The organism is Ruminiclostridium papyrosolvens DSM 2782, assembly GCF_029318685.1.
GTDB classification, from domain to species: domain Bacteria; phylum Bacillota; class Clostridia; order Acetivibrionales; family DSM-1351; genus Ruminiclostridium; species Ruminiclostridium papyrosolvens.
Genome location: NZ_CP119677.1, coordinates 4,209,593 through 4,227,476 on the forward strand (window position 1 = coordinate 4,209,593; position 17,884 = coordinate 4,227,476).

Here is a 17,884-nt window from a genome sequence, read left to right on the forward strand (position 1 = left end):
AATATAATTCTTATTTTGTTTATATCTCAACTTAAATAACTCAATTCAATAGCATTCATGCTGATTTATTCCTTCTATCTGACTTCGTGTTTTTATCAAATCCTCAAGAGTTCCTAAATCATGGCACCTTCCATCAGGAAAATACACACCATGTACATTCATACCATTTTCAATAGCAGCATTAAATATATTGCTTAATAGCATTTCAGTTTTTTTATTCTGCTCACTGCTCATAAAATCTTTCACCATTAAGTGCAGCAGTTCAGTAAAATTACTTGACCATACGGCAATATTCCACGTATTAAAAACATCAGTTTTTTTTGGCTTATCGTATATTTTCAAAACCCTGCCCGTATTCTCATCGAGGATGACAGGTGCAAGACGGCATGGATGATCTGTTGGAAAAACTCCTAGTGTAAGATCAGCCTTATTTTCGCCATGTACTTCTACTAATCGGCTAAAACAGTCTAACGGTTCATTAATAGTATCAGGCATACCCATAAGTACTGTTTGATTCTTTGTCCACATATAAGCTGCATCTATTGCAAATGGTAATCCATAAAATCCCGTCTTACTATCTTGGCATACATAGGCAATGTTAGAATCATATTGTTCTCCATTTCCAAAGAAGCGCAGAAGTTCTGTTTTTTGATCATTAATAACGAAAACAATTTTTTTGCTTTCTGCACACAACATGTTTTCTAATGTGTACTCGGCAACTACTTTGGGAACAACTCCGTTCTCCTCAGACGCTGAACAGATTTTATAGCCAACTGGAATCAATTCCTTCCACATTTTAAATGGCATCATTCTTTTTCCAAATCCTCCCGCAGGAATAATACCAACCAAATTTTTCTCATAATCATCCAAAAATATCATTCCTTTCATTGAGCATCTTCTAATATAAGCTCCATTTCAACACGTCTTCTTACATGTATTGGAATTTTTGTTATTCCGTCAGCACTTTTATTTTTTTGAACAGCAACATAGCTCTCAAGCATAGTTGCCATCACAGGCAAGCCTGTATCTATATCCAGATATATAAGACCTGAATAGTATGAATGTCCTCCCCTCATTGCTCCGGAAGATATTTCATTATCCTCAATTCTTACTTTAGATTCATTACAGCTATACTCAAAAGCTGAACAAAGCTTATTGCGATACAACCCATAACCGATATATCTGCAAAGAAACTTACCATTTTTAAAAAATGATGAATCAGAGTATAAGCCCACGCCTATCTCAACTTTTTGATTTGACAGGTAATCTAATTGTTTTTGTTCCCCCGTATTATCAAAACAATGGGCATTAGAACATATAACCGATGCAAAGGTTTCAAACCCCATAACATCAAAGGTTTGCATCATCAAAAGATAAACGCTCGGCAGTCTTGGAAGATCTTGATATAAAAGGGGCAGCCCAAATGCTTCAGGAAATGATTTGCTTAAAATCGTATCATCTGGTAAAATTTTTTTTAACTTTTCATGAGATTGGGTACAAAAAAGGCTATGTTGGAAATTAAGTCCCTCAGCGAATGTCCATCGCATCGGTTTATTACCCGGCTTATCTGTATACTCCACTGATTCCCACAAAAAATTTGTAATGGCCAAAAAAGGTTTAGGAATTGATAAAATAGTGCGCTGTACAGTAGAAATTAATTCTTGCTTTTTAACTATCTTACCATCCCTGTTTAAATGGTCATTTTTCATACTTATTCTGTATTTTTGATTATTACCAGCTTTTATTTTCATATTTCCATCAAAAGGTATCTCCAAACTCTTCTTAATAATTTCGTCCATATGTAGAATTCTCCACCTCCTTAAGGTAAAGTCATAATATTACCACTGGAAACCATTTGCTTTAAATTAAATCTAAAAATCCAACCATATCCTTAATGTAATCTTTGATTTCTTCTTTTCTTTTTTGAGATACTTTTTCCCATATTGTTCGGTTTTCAGGAATCAACAACTCCTCTATCCTTCTTAAAATATCCTTATATGTATTACGAGCACCAAGGGTTCCGGTAAAACTTCTCATTTGAGGGTCACCGCAAATTGAAATAATTGGAGAAAGATAATATGATTCTAATTCTGATTCCCACATAAAATCACGCAGCTTACTACCTGCGGTATCATTTGCCAGATAACAATCTAGGGCAAGAGCGGGTATTCCGTGTGAAAGCGCAGCAACTATACCGTGTAAACGCACCGTTAAATATACATCCATCAGTCCTACCAGTTCCCATATTTCTTTAGCCTCCGTCACATCTTTCAGTAGAATACTATCCGGACAAAGCTCTGCAAGTTGTAAACATGCCTGACTGTCTCCGTACATAAGACCAAATGGAAAAATTACAATCTGGATATTCCTGTGAACTACTTTTTGCAAGTAATTCAAGGCACGTGCCAAGTCAATCATAAAATCTTTTAATGGAGGCTTGGTAAGCTCAGGCCCTATAGAAACTCCTATTATCTGTTTATTTTTATCAATGGGAAACTTATCTAATAGACTTGCTCTGACTTTTTCACTATCATTAAATTTTAAATTAATAACGGGATCTGGAACAAGATTAACTTTTTCCATTGGGCATTCAGCATGTGTTAAAATCCTATACGTAGTAGCTGAACGAACACTTACATAATCCAACAGCTGAGTTGCAGTCCTCAACTTTTTATACCATTCGGAAATTTTCGGCTTTGCCAGAGGAATCCATTGTGTTCCTATAGCATTCCACGCAGTTTTCGGAAGTAATGAATGATCAATTTGAGAACCATATAAAAGGAAAGGTTCAAATTCAGGTACAGGAAGCAAAATACCTCCACCACCAATAATCAAAGCTTGATACTCAGATACTTCCTCCCAAAATCCCCGACTCATCATATCTACCTTTTTCCAGCCGTCAGCAACTATATCTCCTCGCCGATTGCCAAACAACTTACTGAAATTAGGATAAAATATAGTTATTTCCGCATCATTAACAAGTTCCTCTACGGCATGCTTCGTAGCTAGCGCTATTAAGTTATCTCCTGTATTATCTATGCCATATGCACCCAGAAGTCCTATTTTCACTCAAAGTCACCTCCACGGGTTTTGTTTATAATATCCGACATAATTTTGTCAGGCCCAGGTAAAGAAAGTACATTGTCTATATAATTTAGTTGACGTTCTTTAAGTTTATTTATAGACTCCTGATCATAAAGATATTGTTCTAATTTTTCCATTGTTTCGGCTACTTTAAATAATGGTGACTCAACATATGTATTGACATACCCGTTATCCTGCAGAACCGGCTTTAAAAAATTACTCCACCCAAAGATACCTGCGCGAAACGGATACGCAATTTTGATGTCCTTTGCCAGTTTTTGATACCAATCATCCATTTGATTTACCCTACCTTTCAATTTGGAAAAATCAATCCGCTTATAGTTTTGAAAAACAATGCTGGGAACAGTTCCAAAAACTGCCCTTGACAGTGTTACTGAAACTACATTTGTTGTAATGAATAAGTCTGAAGCCAATAGGTAGGAGTTAAATATTTGAGGTGGTAGGTAATTAAAGTTGTGGTATTTTACATTGCTTTTTTCAATCCCAGTCCATTTTTCAGGTCCAACATGAAGTATAGTGATTTTACCGTGTACCGAGCATAAATAATTACTCAATAAGACTGGAAGACTTTTTTGAAATACTCCTAATGCGGGAAGTCTATGAACATTTAACATTTCCCATTTTGAGTTAGGAATAAAAATCACCTTTTCATCATCATCTATCTCTAATTCCTGTCTGATCTTGTACTTTTCAATAGAATTTAGACTTAGATTATTCCGGCATAGGCTAAAATATTTAACATTAGGTTTTGATGGCCGTACAGTATTAAGCGGACAGTTTCGAAGGACATAATCGCAGTGGTCCAGTAAATCAGGTACTGCTTTGACTATTCCGCCATAATAGTCTATATTGTAATCAGTACTCAGATATTCGTATTCATCTATACCAATGATTGGTACACCATATTCTTGCAGACTTTTGTAATTGAGTCCTGTCCATGCCTGTGAGTATTCAAGTGTATAAACATCAGAAACGATGAAGTAATCCGGTGAAATATTATTCAGAAACTTGTTAATATTTTTCTTATTTCTTTCTGGATCCTCCCATATACTTAGAGCAAAATACTTCATGCCATTATCTTCTAAAAAGGATTTATTTTTTTCAGGAATAAGAAAATAACTATCAAATTGATTAGGCAGCAAGCGACTTGCAAATTCATAAGCTATTGTAAGTTCACCCGCCGAAATCTCACCCAGCACTACAAATACTATTTTGATCATAATTAACTTCCTTAATATCAAACAATTAGAGTTAGTGTCTTGTATTATTTCAAGTAATTTTTCCCAAAAAGATCTTGACCCATATATTTTATCTTATCTGCCATATCTGTCTCTCCAGATATACGGAGCTTATTCTCAAAATTTTTTAAAGGCGAAACAAGTAAATCGGGCAACACATCTACTGGAAATCTGTTCAAGTTGCTACTTTCGATAATATAATCCCAAGACTTTTGCTTTTCGGCAAATGAAAATAAAAAATCCGCTATCATTATGTATGTGACAATAAAGTAGGACTTGTATTCAGATTTCTTTTGTAGCTCAATCAATGTCTGCAGTTCGTTTATAATACTTTCATCATCTACCAAGCTACCGGGAAGCATAGAATACAACTTTGCCTTTAGTATCCTAACCAACCAATAGCCTGGTTCAACTAATAAAATATTGTCAAACGCTTCTAGTGCTTCCTCTACAAAAATTTTTGCTGATAAACTAATTTCCTTCTCAATAGAAAGCATCTGAAACATTCCAAATACAAAAGCCAATTCAATATTATCAGGAGTAGCTCTATACGCTTTACCCAGTCGTTCACGAAACTCATTAGTTCGATTTTTCATGCGTACCATGAGCAACACAGTACGTACTATTTCTTCGTCATGACTTTTAATTAACTTCAATGGATTATCGTAATCCGTCTTGATTATCATTAAATGTCATCCTCCCCTGCTATATCAGTTTCCATTTCTCCTTCAAGGCTAGGCGTGTACACTGCGGAGTCTGCTGAAAAAAATTCCTCTAAATTTTCAACTGTAAGCTTGTTTAAATCTTCTTCCCTTAATGTTTTTACCATAAGCTTTTGAACTTCAGTCAATTCATATTCTTCCATTGCACTATCCGGATCGTTTAATAATTGCTTTTTAAATTCCGGATCTTTTATAGCCCTGGTAATTAATTGACTTATTTCAGTCCCTCCGCTAGATTGTTGCATCTCGTTTTCGTTAAGTCTATCTTCTGTCATTGTTAACATCCCCTCTTAATTAATTATGTAACAAATTCCAACATATACCTTCAATAAAACTACAAAACATACATTTATTGTAAATTATTACAATAAATATAGTATACATCTGATTTTTTTGTAGTCAATAGGAAAATTTTACTAAAAATAAAATTTAAAATGTGATAAAATCCCACTTTAAAAAAGCTTTTTTATGGTATTTTTACATTATTTATTTACAAAACAAAAATGCCAGTCTGCATAAGCAAACTGGCATTTTTGTTTTAAATTTTATTAATATAATTACTCTTGTGCGGGGAATTTTGTTATCAATCCGGTAAGATATTGCTTCATAATAACAAAATCTAAGGAATCTATTGAGCCGCTGGCATTTACATCTGCAACAGTTAAACCATTTTCAGCCGGAAATTTGGTTATTGCGCCCAGTAAATACTGTTTCAATAGTGAATAATCTATAGCATCAACACTACCGTTGCCATCAAGATCACCATATATTACTTTAGGTACAGGAGTTGTAGCAAGCGCTGCTTGTACTGCATAATAAGCTGATTTTGGATTGTAGTTTTTATCAAAGAGTAAAGCATTGTCTCTGCCCTGGAATGTTCCTGGTACCCAAGAATATTTATCAGTAAAGCCCCAGAATTGGATAGCCTTAACAGCAGGCTGTGCCATACATTTTTCAATGATATTCTTATAGTAACTGGCTTGTTTATCCAGCTCAGCCGAATTAGTATTGCTGGATACACGCACATCCATCTCGGTTATATATATTTCAAGGCCTAAATCTGCAAAACGTTGCATATTCTTAGCGAAGTCATTATAGTCAATTGCATATTGTATATCCAGGTGCATCTGGAACCCAATACCATCTACAGGTATGCCACGGCTCTTAAAGTCTTTGAGCATCTCATAGGCAGCGTTCGACTTAGGACCTGTATACTCAAGATTGTAATCATTGTATATTAGCTTAACAGAAGGATCAGCAGCACGAGCACGAATGAATGCTTTCTCGATATAGCTCTTACCCATAACTCTATACCAGAAGGAATTTCTGTAGGTTCCGTTGTCCTCAAAGCATTCATTAGCTACGTCCCAAATAGGAATCTTACCTTTGTAGTGGGCCATTACCTTGTCAATATGATTGTTCATTGCAGCTTCCATTGCGTTGGCATTAAGGTTCTGTACCCAGTTTGGAGTTTGATTGTACCAAACAAAGGTATGTCCATGAACTGTATAATTGTTAGCCTTAGCCCAGTTCACAAGCCTATCCCCTTCTGTCCATGTAAAATTATTTTGTGAAGGTTCTAAGTCACTCCACTTCATACAATTTTCAGCAGTTACAATATTAAATTCCGGAGTAGCAGTGTTGAAAAACGTGGAATCCATGTTAGTGAACCCACTAGAGAACTCAGTTCCCACCATTACTCTGCTTTGAACATCCTTTAACCTTTTGCCTGTTGGAGTAGCTGCATTAACTGTCACTGAACACACCATCAGTGATGTCAGTAAAACAGAAAGCGCCACTGTTAAGGATTTGAAACTGTTTTTTTTCATAAATCAACTCTCCTCTTATTTTATTATAGTGCTTATGCAGATACCATATCTGCCCCTGCTAACCTATAGAAAATTATGTATTCTGTGTCCTCTAATGGTTGCAAGGCTTCTCTTGTGCTAAACAATATTGTGCCGGTATTAAACAAACAACCTTTACCTACTTTTCTTGAAGATTCACCTCCATTTATATTAATTTTTTTTATATTCAAATCTGAGGTTTTACAAATGACCCGTTAACCGGCAGTATCCGTATCTTTTGTTTCTCATTTTTGAAACATTGCTTACTATTTTCAGGGATATTCTCTACTGTTACAGAAGATGGTACAATGATAAGAATCTTACTTGTTGGTTTGAAATAATATCCGATGCATCGAATAAATAATTTGATTAGAAAATACTGCTATATAGCTATAACTATATTATACTATATTTGGGTTGAATTTCAAATTGCCTCTGTATTTTTTATCAGGTGCAATTACCAAACCTTACCACCCTTGGTCTAGCCTTTTTTTTGATTGTATGTTAATATTTTTTTAGAAGAAGCAATATATAAAATATGTCAGATTATAAAGGCGTGAAAAAATGTATATTGATAAAAAAAGCCCTATTCCGGCTTATTATCAACTAAAAAACAAAATTATAGAAAAGATAAACACCGGTGAGTATGCGGAAAATTCTCTGATTCCCTCAGAAAGAGAATTAAGCGACTCCTTAGGCATCAGTCGTATGACTGTTCGTCAGGCATTGACACAATTGGTACAGGAAGGCACACTGTACAGGGAAAAAGGTAAAGGAACCTTTGTTTCAAAATCCAAACTGGCTCAGAGAAATATTACTAGTTTTTCCCAAACAGTAAAGAACAAAGGTATGCTGCCAATGACCAAGGTTCTCCGTCTCGAAAAGATAAAAGCGCCGGATAACATTCTGAAAATATTGGAATTAGACGACAATGACTGGGTATACAATATTAAAAGACTGAGATTTGCCAATAACAAACCTGTGGCAATAGAAGAAAATTTCATACCTGAAAAGTACTGTCCCAACTTGGATAACTGTAATTTGACAGAATCACTGTACACGATATTGACAGAAGAATATTCATATAAAATTGATTACCTTGAAAATGTTATAGAGGCAGGCAAAGCATCTGTTGAAGATAAGGAACTTCTCAAAATTGCCTCCGGTACTCCTGTATTAAAAATCAGCTCTGTTGTTCACACTGATTCCAACCTGAAATTGCTTTATGAAGACTCTAAATATCGTTCTGATGAATATAAATACAATGTCTTTGTTTATAATAATAAAACTCCCCAATAACGAAGCAGTTTCACCATTGCCTCGTTATTGGTTTTATAATAAAATCAGCTTGACTTTATAGCAGTCAGATGCTAAATTATAATTAACTGGTATATACCTCTATACATATATACAAATTATAATAAATACATAGGATTGTGAGGAATGGTTATGACAAATACGACAAAAATGTGGCAAGAAATACTGGAACAACCAAGTGTTCTTGAAAGGTGCAAGAGTTCAAGCGAAGCTGTTATATTAAATATAGTTGAACACTTGAAAAAGCAACATATTGAATCTGTAGTAATTGCAGCAAGAGGTACTTCAGATCATGCAGGAGTATATGCAAAATACATTATTGAATACGCTTTGGAAATACCGGTAGCACTGGCTGCGCCTTCTATATTTACTACCTACGGCAAGCATTTAAATATGAAAAACTGCCTGGTAATAGGAATATCCCAGTCAGGAAAAGCTGCTGACGTTCTTGAGGTTATAAAAAGTGCAAATAGCTGCGGCGCAACAACAGTCAGTATCACTAATGATACTCAGTCTCCCCTTGCCACTGAATCAAGGTTCCATCTTTTCTGCAATGCAGGTCTTGAAAAAAGTGTAGCGGCAACAAAAACATTTACATCTCAGCTATATCTTATAGCTCTGCTGGTTGCCGCATGGTCCGGTAATGAGACTATGGAAAAGGAGCTTTCTCTTATTCCCAAAAACATCACTAAAGTTATTCTAACTTCTGCCGAGCATATTAAAAACAAGGCTGAACGCTATCTTTATATGAATGAATGTTTTATACTTACCAGAGGTATGAATTATTCAATAGCCCTTGAAGCAGCACTAAAAATCCAAGAAACCTCTTATGTACGTGCAAAGGCCTATTCAGTATCTGATTTTCACCACGGCCCCTTTGCCATGATTGAAAAGGATATGCCGGTTTTTGTATATGCTCCCCAAGGGCCTGCTTTAAAGGATATCATTGAGATGATTAATAAATTGAAGGAGTGTCAGGCCGAAATTATAGTTATTTCCAATAGCAAGGAAGTACTTGAAATGGGTAACTGTTCCTTTGAAATTCCACAAACTGATAATGATATGATTTCTCCGTTTTATAACGTGGTTATAGCCCAGATGTTTGCATGTAACCTATCACTGACAAAAGGCTTAAACCCCGATTGTCCCAGAGGTCTTAACAAAGTAACAATTACTAAGTAACAGGAGCGTGTACTATGGAATTAAAAAATAAAGGTGCTGAATTCTACATTCCGGATAACAAGCAGTTAGATGAAGCTATCGTCAGAACTACACATATGGCTGTCTCGGCACATCAGGACGATATTGAATTTATGGCTCAGGATGGTATTCTCGAATGCTTCGGCAAGGAAGATAAATGGTTTTATTCCGTAGTTGTAACAAATGGCGCAGGCAGCCCACGGGCTGGCCTGTACGCCGAATATACCGATGAACAAATGCAAACAGTTCGAAGGCTTGAACAGAAAAAGGCTGCCTTTGTGGGTGAATACGGAGCTTTGGCATTGCTTGACTATAACAGTGCTGATGTGAAAAACCCCAAAAATACAGCTTTGGTCAACGAACTAAAAGAATTAATTTCTGCTGCAAAGCCAAAGGTTATCTATACACACAATCTTGCTGATAAGCATGACACCCATTTAGGTGTAGTTGCAAAGGTCATTCATGCTTTAAGAGAGCTGCCTGCCGACGTTCAGCCCCAAAAGCTGTACGGCTGCGAAGTATGGAGAAGTCTTGACTGGATGAATGATGAGGAAAAAGCGGTTTTCGATGTTTCAGCGCACCCAAATATAGCAGCCTCACTCCTTGGTGTTTTTGATTCACAGATATGTGGCGGAAAGAGATACGATTTAGCTACAACCGGCAGAAGGCTTGCCAATGCTACCTACTACGCCTCACACGGAACAGATACAGCTTCTTCTTTGATGTATGCAATGGATTTGACTCCTTTAATTCAAAATCCAGACATGGATATAATGGATTATGTATTTGGATATATTGACAGATTTAAAGCTGATGTTAAAGACAGACTTTCCAATATACTTTAGCTTTTAAAAAAATAAGTCATAACCACGTTCTAATCCGGATAGAAAATAACCATATCAAGCAAACAATTTGCCCCTCCGGTGTTTTTATAACTGTGGGGTTCATCGGCTTTGAACCGTATTGCTTTCCCTTCATGGACAACAAAACTCTTTTCGCCTACAGTAACTGTCAGTTCTCCACTGTACACTGTTAAAAACTCTTGCACACCTTGTAAATGAGGCTCTGTTGATAAATATCCATTCGTTTGAAATTCCAAAGAATATATTTCAAAGCGACGAGTGCTGTCAAAAGAAAAAGTTGGATAAATTCTTACTCTCCCTTCATCTTCAAGCAATGGTTTAAGATTTTTAATATCTACTATTTCAACATTCGTTTCTGTATGATTGACTAATTGCGAAAAAGATACTTTTAGCCCGTTTGCAATTTTCCACATAGTTGATACTGTTGGGTTTACTTCACAACGCTCAATTTGACCAAGCATACTTTTACTCACGCCCGAAAGCTTTGCCACTGTATCAAGGCTCAGCTTTTTTTCTTCTCTTACTCTTTTTAAGTTCTCAGAAATTATGTTACTAAGATTATCCATAAAAACACCTCCTATTCAATTGACAATATAATGCACGTATGATACCATCATAGTGCACGACGCAATATACTGTACACTTTGTGTACTATAAAGTGTATCACGAGGAATTTATGAAGTAAAGAGGTGAATCTTTTAATGGCAAATCTTTTGGAATTTTTATCATATGTTTTTGTATCCAATATTTCTCCGGGGCCGAATGCAATCCTATCAATGTCCCATGCCGGAAAGTTTGGATTTAAGAAAAGTGTCCTATTTAATTTTGGCGTATCTACAGGTGTATTCGTTGTACTGCTTTTATGTGGCTTTTTCAGCCGGATTATATTTGATATTTTTCCTGACTTGCAGCCAATTATGGTTTGGGTTGGAGCCTCATATATATTGTGGTTAGCTTGGAATACACTCAGAAGCAATCCTGATACAAAAAGCAATTACAACGAAGAAAAAGGAAATTTATTTTTTAAGGGTGTTGTTTTGCAATTTGTAAATCCCAATACGATTTTATATGGAATAACTGTTTTCTCAACATTTATTCTACCGCAATACAGATCACCTCTAATTTTAATAATGTTTTGTATTCCGCTTTCTTTTGCTTCCTTTTTCTGTACAGCTTGTTGGACTGTGTTTGGCGTAGTATTTCAAAAAATAATTTCAAAGCATACAAAAATTGTTAATGCTCTTTTGGCATTGTTGTTAGCATATTGTGCTGTTTCCTTAGTTATAAAAACACTTTAGATACATTGATGAATTAACAAGAAAAAAATTACAAGCTTTCCGGAACCACATGTAGCACAGTAGCATTCGTTACACAAAAAAAAGTGCCGGAATTACTTTGAATGTAATTCCGGCACTTTTTATTTTTATATGAAGGGTAAATGGGATTTGTTATTTTAAAATTACTTCTGCCGGGGCAGCTGTTGCTGACTGTAAATACATAGTCTCTCCAATGAGTCTTTCAACAGCTACAGCTGTGTAGCTTGCATTTGCTGTCGGCGCTGTCTGGAGGGTTGCTGTACCATCTGCTTCTGTTCTGGCTCTTCCTATCCAGGTTGCTCCGTCATAAAAATCTACTATTACATTGCCTAAGATTTTACTTTCATCGTTAACTGTAGCTGTCAAGCTGACCTGTTCACCTGAGGTAACTTCATTTTTGTCTGCCGTAACAGCAACATTCATCAGCTTTTGTGAGTACATAGCATGAGCATTATCAGCTTCTTTGATGATTCCGAAATATCTGCCCATCCAGTACGGTATAGTGAATACCAGACCGCCTTCCATTTCACCTGTTGCGTAATTAAAGTTTGAATTAGCAGTATAGTTTCCGTTAGCTGACTCAAACGGGTTATTATTGTTTTTGTGTATGTATCTCTCATCCGGTGCAACAGCATAGTTCATCTGAATATTATCATCTCTGTCGCCGGGCTCTATATACAGTACATCCTGTCTGTTGTTCTGTACTGCAAAATCAACTCTGTACTGAGGCATACGATACAGGAATCTAACCGCAGATTTCAGGTCAACTGTTGTATCTTCCGGGTGAGCCATCTGATATAAAAATGTGTAAGATGGATTTTCTTCACGCTTCTCATTTTCATACCACTGGTCATAGGCTTCCACTATCTGTGCATATCTTGCAGGGTCTTTTTCCTGAAGAATCAGCTGGAATACCGGCAGCCAGCCCAGATTTTCATCAGAGTAGTTAATGTACTGGGTCCAGTCGTTGTGTATTGTTGCATTTATATTGGAATCATCCTCCACATCACCTGAATATGGTGGATTTGCAGGGTCTATTACTTTATTGTCATTGATTCCGTATGCATTTGTAGCCTGACGGATTAATCTTCTCTGTATGTACTCCTTAGCAACCTGAATATATCCTTTAGGGCTTTCAAAAGGCTCCTCTTTACTGTAGCTTGCCTCATATGCCATGTCATATGCCTTCTGGAAGTTTGCTATATCCTCTACATGTGCAGGATTTGTCACATTAATAGCGGTTTTCAGCATTGCCATTATCTGCAGAACATTCAGTGGTCCGTCTTCAAAGCCGTAGGAAAGTGCATCCTCTCCAGCTTCATCCACTCCAACATGATTTGCCCATACAGCCTGCTTTTCCATAGTTGACAAACCGTCATTGAAGTACTTGGACAACCATCTTGACCACTGTGTTGATTTCCCGGTTGCATCTTCTACATAATAATGGTCATCTTTAAGTATTAGTTTTGTCATTTTTCTTGTTGTATCTGAAATGAGGGATTTGAGTTCAGCCAGTTGAGGGTCACTATCATCATCACAGAGATAGTTATATGCTGCAAAAAACAATCCGTAATGCCCATCAACCTCATCAGAAGAGGTATCTGCCTTGTAAACTATCTGATTCTGGTCAATATATCCGTCTGCCCCTATTGCACTGGTAGGGAACAAGTCATTGAATATCTTTGGTATTTTTTCATAAACAGGTACGGTAAGCTGAAATAATGGTTTATTTGCAGCATTGGTGGAACTGTCTACCACATTATATTTATTATTGGTTGCAGTAGTTATGACAGGGAGTACCTGATATACCTCCTGTGACTTCTCAACCTTTGTCTTTATATCCGTTCCAAGCTTTGCTCCGTCATCCCGTGTGAGATTTAGTTCATCAATGGCCGCCTGGCTAAGTCCAAGACCATTATAATTCATTACATCATAGCCGCCTGACGGGAAAAGCCTTGAGCCTTTCTTAGTCATGGCATCCTTTGTAACACGTACAATTCCATATCCTATTGGGTCTTTGCCCTCACTATTCTTCATACTGGGGATAATTCCATTTGGATTTGCTTGTCCGATTACAGTATGAAACCATAAGCCGTTTTGTGACTGCAAGCCATAATCAGTACCATCGGAAGTCTGAGCTGCTGCTTCACTGGTCAGCATAAAGGAGCGGCATGGGAAACCGTTATCCCTTCCTGAAACATAGTCCAGCAGTAGAACTGCCTTGCTGGCTCTGAGGGCAGCAGCCTTTGCTCCGGCAATCTCCGCCTTTTGAAGTTCAGTAGCATTTGAGCCATACTGCTCCTTTAAGGTTTTATACCTGAAAATCTCTCCTATTGCATACATTGCTGTCCACAAACCGTCATTATCACTGGTTTTGGCGCTGCTTACATAATTTCCGGTTTCGGAGCCATAGTTAACAGCTGTGGAGGCAGAATCGGAGAATGTAAATCCGGCTCCTTCTACCAAACCAAACCTGTCATTTAAATCATTTGTCATCTTTGAGTATACATATGTCTTTTCAAGCATAGTCTTCTCAGGCATAGCAATATGAGTAACACCGCTTGCTGTTTTAACCCATACACCGCCTTTGTTATCGCTGGCTACAGCCGTTACAACATCATCTCCGCCATACAGATAGCGTGGGCCTGCCATATACTGTACAATATCTCTGGAATCCTTCTGCTTAAAATCAACTCTCTGAAGTCCGTTAAGAGTTCCAATCCAGTAAACACCGTTTGCATCTTTAACAGCACACTTTACATCACCTATTACAGCTTTAGGAAGATAATCCAGTGCGTCAGGGTTTTCCACCCATTGAATATCTGACGGAATACCTGCATCCCCTGTTTTATAGTAAGTCATTTCCTTAGTTTGAGCAGACTCAAGCTGTACAGCACTAAATGCTGCCCCGGGAAGGGTACCTCCGGCTGCAAAAGCGCCGGATACCGGTCCCGTCAATAACATAGCTGTAGTTAATATACCAGAGAGTAACTTTAAACTTTTCTTATTATTAATCATGTATTTAACCCTCCTTATCCTTTAATGTGTGATACACCGGTCTTTGTGATGGCATATACACCGGAAGCTTTGTCGTCTATCAAAAGAATAACTTCATCATCTGCCAGATTATCGTTTGCTTTGTTATAGCCGGTCATGCTGTTATCGGGCAAATTGATTTTTGTTACACCTTCGTTCGTACCAATCCATAGCGTTGTTCTTGAAGCTTTCAGTACAGAAGTATTTATTCCCCTCATAGCTGCAAAAATTGATGGTTTAACATTGTACCCTGCTTTAACAAATGTTGTGGCATTTGTTAAATTTGGCACCTGACTGCCTGCATTTGCTATAGACGGCTTATAGGTTGGGTCCTGTGAAAACTTAATATATTCTTTTACAAGTCCTTGAGCACCGCTGTCCGAAAAATCAGCTAATACATTATCATAGGTAAATATTTTTGTAGTTAAGTCTAATGGGCCAGCTTCAGTTTTTGAAGTATGGTACATATTTTTGCCCACAAGTCTTTCTGTGGTAGCAGCTGAGTAGCCTGAAGCAGCCTTTACATCTGTTGTTAATTTTGCGTCACCATTTTCATCAGTCCTAGAACGTCCGATGTACTTTCCGTCAGCATAAAAGTCTACAATAACTCTTGCTACAGGATTTCCATTATCTGTTGCCTTTAAAACCAAGTCTACGGATGTTCCGTTAGCAGCCGGTTCACTGGTTAGTCCTGTAGTCAGGTTTTTCTTTGCATAGTACTGGCCCTCTGCCTTTTCTGTTATCATTCCGTAATAACGTCCAAACCAGTAAGACAAGGTAAATACGGTTCCACAATCCATTGAACCGGCAGAATAATTACTGTAGGACTGTGCAGTGAAGCCTTGATATCTGGTAAATGGGTTTGAATTGTTTTTGCTTATGCTTCTCTCGTCAGGCGCAAGTGCATAATTTGTTTGTGATGTAGTTTTGTCCCTTTCACAAGGTTCAATAAAGAATACATCCTGTCTGTCACCTCTTACAGGTATTGCCTGATTTCTGATTTGAGGTGAACGGTAGAAGTATCTCACTGCCGATTTCAAATCAACATCTGTCTTTTCCGGGTGTGCCAACTGATACAAGAAGGTATAGAAGGGATTCTCTTCTCGTTCTTCCTGATTTTCATACCATTGGTCATACGCAGAAACAATCTGTGCTTTACGCTGTGGGTTTGTTTCCAGTATCATCAGAGAGTATACAGGGAACCAGCCCAACTCTTCATCGGAATAATTAACATATTGTGTCCAGTCATTATGCAGTACTGCATTTGAGGTTTTATTCCCTTTGAATTTTTCTTCAAATTTAGTAACAGGCACATTGTCATTATTATTGTAAGCATCTGTAGCCTGACGGATGATTCTGCGCTCTATATACTCATTTGCCATATCAATATAACCCTTGCCATTGACATAGCCTTTATCATTATTTACTCCGCCGCCTGAATATGGTGATTCATAGCAAAGGTCATATGCCGCTTCATATTTACTTACCTTATCGGCATATTTTACCGAATCAGCATCTTTTGCAATATAAGCTGCCGTTTTAAGTGCTGCCATTACTTCAAGGGCATTCAGCGGTCCATCTTCAAAGCCGTAGGACAAGTGGTCGTTTCCTTCAGTATCAACTCCAACCTTGAATTTCCACTGAGGCTGATTCTTCATCATATCCATTCCGTCATTAAAATACTCTGAAAGCCATCTTGACCATTGTGTTGATTTACCATGTGCATCTACTATATAGTAATGGTCATCCTTTAATATAAGGTCAGTCATATCTGTTGTTGCTTTTACTATAATATCTTTAAGTTCGGAATCTTCTGAAGTATCACAGAGATATTTGTATGCAGTAAGAAATAATGCATAGTGTCCGTCAACTTCATCAGAGGAAGTGTCCGCTTTATACACAATCTGTGAGTCATCAATATATCCGTCTGCTGCAATTGCACTTGCAGGAAATAAATCATTGAAGAAAGTAGGAATCCTTTCGTAAATCGGTGTTGTCAATCTGAATTTGATTTTTGCAGGATCAATATCAGAGCTGTTTCCTGACGCCGGATTTGTATTAACACCTTCAACCATTAAAGGGAAAACCTGGCCATTGCCTGAAACAACATCTGTACCCAGCTTATTGCCTGCTCCTCTTGCAGTATTAAAGGTAGCAATTGAAGCAGGGCTTAAACCCAGACCATTAAACAGGTCAGAGCTTGCCAACACCTGAGAGCCTCTTTTATTCATAGCATCCTTTGTAATTCGGACTGTTGCTATTCCTATTGGTGTTTTGCCATCCAGCTTCATTTCCTCAATAATCGGGTCCGGATATGTTTCGTTTTCATTTAACAACCTTTTTTCAAACCAAAAGCCGTTTTCTGACTGGAAATTATTATATTTACCTTCAAGCGGATTCTCATCTTTGAGCATATAAGATCTGCATGGGAAGCCGTTTCCACGTCCTGAAACAAAATCCAGAAGCAATACTGCCTTTGTAGCTCTGACAGCCGCAGCCTTAGCTGCTGATATTTCTTCACTTTCAGCACCTGTAACTTTTAAGGTCTGATATCTGAATATTTCTCCCATTGCATACATAGCCGTCCATAAGCCGTCATTATCCTGTGTAGTTACAACTGAAGAATAATACTCGTCCTTAACCGCATCGTATGTGTAAGCGTTATTGGAGCTGACCATTCCACGTCTGTCGTTAACGTCATTTATAAGCTTTTCATAAACATAGGTTCTTTCCTGCATTGTTTTCTTAGGCATTCTGATGTGAACAGAGCCCTTTGCATTTCTTACCCATACTCCTCCGTTATTGTCCAGAGCAACACCGGTAACAATATCATCTCCGCCATAAGTATATCTTGGGCCTGCAAAGTATTGTACAATATCTCTTTGGTCAGCCTCTTTAAAATTAATACGCATCATGCCTTTTTTAGTTCCAACCCAATATGTATCATCGGTATCCTTAACAGCACAGGTAACATCTCCTATAGCTGCCTTTGGCATAAAATTCAGCTCTGTAGACCCTGTAACCCAGTTTACTCCGTCCGGGGTCTGTGTATTATAATAATCCATTTCCTTTGTTGGAGCAGAATCCAGCTGTACGGGTGAATATTTGGCTCCTGCGGGTGTGCCCAATGAACCGGCTGCTGCAACTGAAGACGGTGCTGCAAATGCTAAACTTGAAAACATCATAATCGAAGACAGAGCAAATGCTATTACTTTACTTAAGTTTTTAGCCTTCAACATA

General features: G+C 37.4%; 15 protein-coding genes. 4 read left to right on the plus strand and 11 right to left on the minus strand.

Annotated features, from left to right (window positions below):
- Positions 1–45: 45 nt before the first annotated feature.
- The 8 genes from P0092_RS18565 to P0092_RS18600 form a co-directional block, all read right to left on the minus strand.
- Positions 46–888 (minus strand): sugar phosphate nucleotidyltransferase, encoded by an 843-nt coding sequence (locus tag P0092_RS18565; protein ID WP_004620585.1) that lies wholly within the window; start codon positions 886–888, stop codon positions 46–48.
- Complete coding sequence (locus P0092_RS18570) at positions 885–1,799, minus strand: hypothetical protein (protein ID WP_004620584.1); 915 nt, start codon at positions 1,797–1,799, stop codon at positions 885–887. The genes P0092_RS18565 and P0092_RS18570 overlap by 4 nt, the downstream gene beginning before the upstream one ends.
- A gap of 61 nt (positions 1,800–1,860) precedes the next feature.
- Positions 1,861–3,069, minus strand: a complete 1,209-nt coding sequence (locus P0092_RS18575) for a polysaccharide pyruvyl transferase family protein (RefSeq protein WP_004620583.1) — start codon at positions 3,067–3,069, stop codon at positions 1,861–1,863.
- The gene (locus tag P0092_RS18580) at positions 3,066–4,325 is read right to left on the minus strand and encodes a DUF6365 family protein (RefSeq protein WP_004620582.1); all 1,260 of its coding nucleotides are present in this window, start codon (positions 4,323–4,325) and stop codon (positions 3,066–3,068) included. The genes P0092_RS18575 and P0092_RS18580 overlap by 4 nt, the downstream gene beginning before the upstream one ends.
- A 44-nt stretch (positions 4,326–4,369) precedes the next feature.
- Positions 4,370–5,029, minus strand: a complete 660-nt coding sequence (locus P0092_RS18585; protein WP_004620581.1) for a hypothetical protein — start codon at positions 5,027–5,029, stop codon at positions 4,370–4,372.
- Positions 5,029–5,340, minus strand: a complete 312-nt coding sequence (locus P0092_RS18590; protein WP_004620580.1) for an Os1348 family NHLP clan protein — start codon at positions 5,338–5,340, stop codon at positions 5,029–5,031. Before P0092_RS18590 ends, P0092_RS18585 begins: the two co-directional genes overlap by 1 nt.
- A gap of 282 nt (positions 5,341–5,622) precedes the next feature.
- Positions 5,623–6,894, minus strand: a complete 1,272-nt coding sequence (locus P0092_RS18595) for an endo-1,4-beta-xylanase (RefSeq protein ID WP_004620579.1) — start codon at positions 6,892–6,894, stop codon at positions 5,623–5,625.
- Positions 6,895–6,926: 32 nt separating this feature from the next.
- On the minus strand, positions 6,927–7,103 hold the full coding sequence (locus P0092_RS18600) for a hypothetical protein (RefSeq protein WP_276186989.1): 177 nt from the start codon (positions 7,101–7,103) through the stop codon (positions 6,927–6,929).
- 373 nt (positions 7,104–7,476) lie between these two features.
- On the opposite strand from P0092_RS18600, the gene P0092_RS18605 reads away from it, so the two are divergent.
- From P0092_RS18605 to P0092_RS18615, 3 genes are all read left to right on the plus strand, one after another.
- A complete protein-coding gene (locus tag P0092_RS18605) occupies positions 7,477–8,211 on the plus strand; it encodes a GntR family transcriptional regulator (protein WP_004620578.1) in 735 nt (244 codons plus the stop codon).
- A gap of 150 nt (positions 8,212–8,361) precedes the next feature.
- Entirely contained in the window at positions 8,362–9,411 is a 1,050-nt protein-coding gene (locus P0092_RS18610; protein ID WP_004620577.1) for an SIS domain-containing protein, read from the plus strand.
- A gap of 14 nt (positions 9,412–9,425) precedes the next feature.
- The gene (locus P0092_RS18615) at positions 9,426–10,274 is read left to right on the plus strand and encodes a PIG-L deacetylase family protein (protein ID WP_004620576.1); all 849 of its coding nucleotides are present in this window, start codon (positions 9,426–9,428) and stop codon (positions 10,272–10,274) included.
- Between the two features lie 29 nt (positions 10,275–10,303).
- On the opposite strand, the gene P0092_RS18620 is transcribed toward P0092_RS18615, so the two are convergent.
- Positions 10,304–10,858: a helix-turn-helix domain-containing protein gene (locus P0092_RS18620; protein WP_004620575.1), complete on the minus strand. Its 555-nt coding sequence runs from the start codon at positions 10,856–10,858 to the stop codon at positions 10,304–10,306.
- Positions 10,859–10,993: 135 nt separating this feature from the next.
- On the opposite strand from P0092_RS18620, the gene P0092_RS18625 reads away from it, so the two are divergent.
- On the plus strand, positions 10,994–11,590 hold the full coding sequence (locus tag P0092_RS18625) for a LysE family transporter (RefSeq protein WP_004620574.1): 597 nt from the start codon (positions 10,994–10,996) through the stop codon (positions 11,588–11,590).
- A 150-nt stretch (positions 11,591–11,740) separates the two neighbouring features.
- Here the strand turns inward: P0092_RS18625 and P0092_RS18630 are convergent, their stop codons facing one another.
- The gene (locus P0092_RS18630; protein ID WP_004620573.1) at positions 11,741–14,626 is read right to left on the minus strand and encodes a hypothetical protein; all 2,886 of its coding nucleotides are present in this window, start codon (positions 14,624–14,626) and stop codon (positions 11,741–11,743) included.
- 14 nt (positions 14,627–14,640) lie between these two features.
- Complete coding sequence (locus P0092_RS18635; protein ID WP_276186990.1) at positions 14,641–17,883, minus strand: hypothetical protein; 3,243 nt, start codon at positions 17,881–17,883, stop codon at positions 14,641–14,643.
- Position 17,884 lies beyond the last annotated feature (1 nt).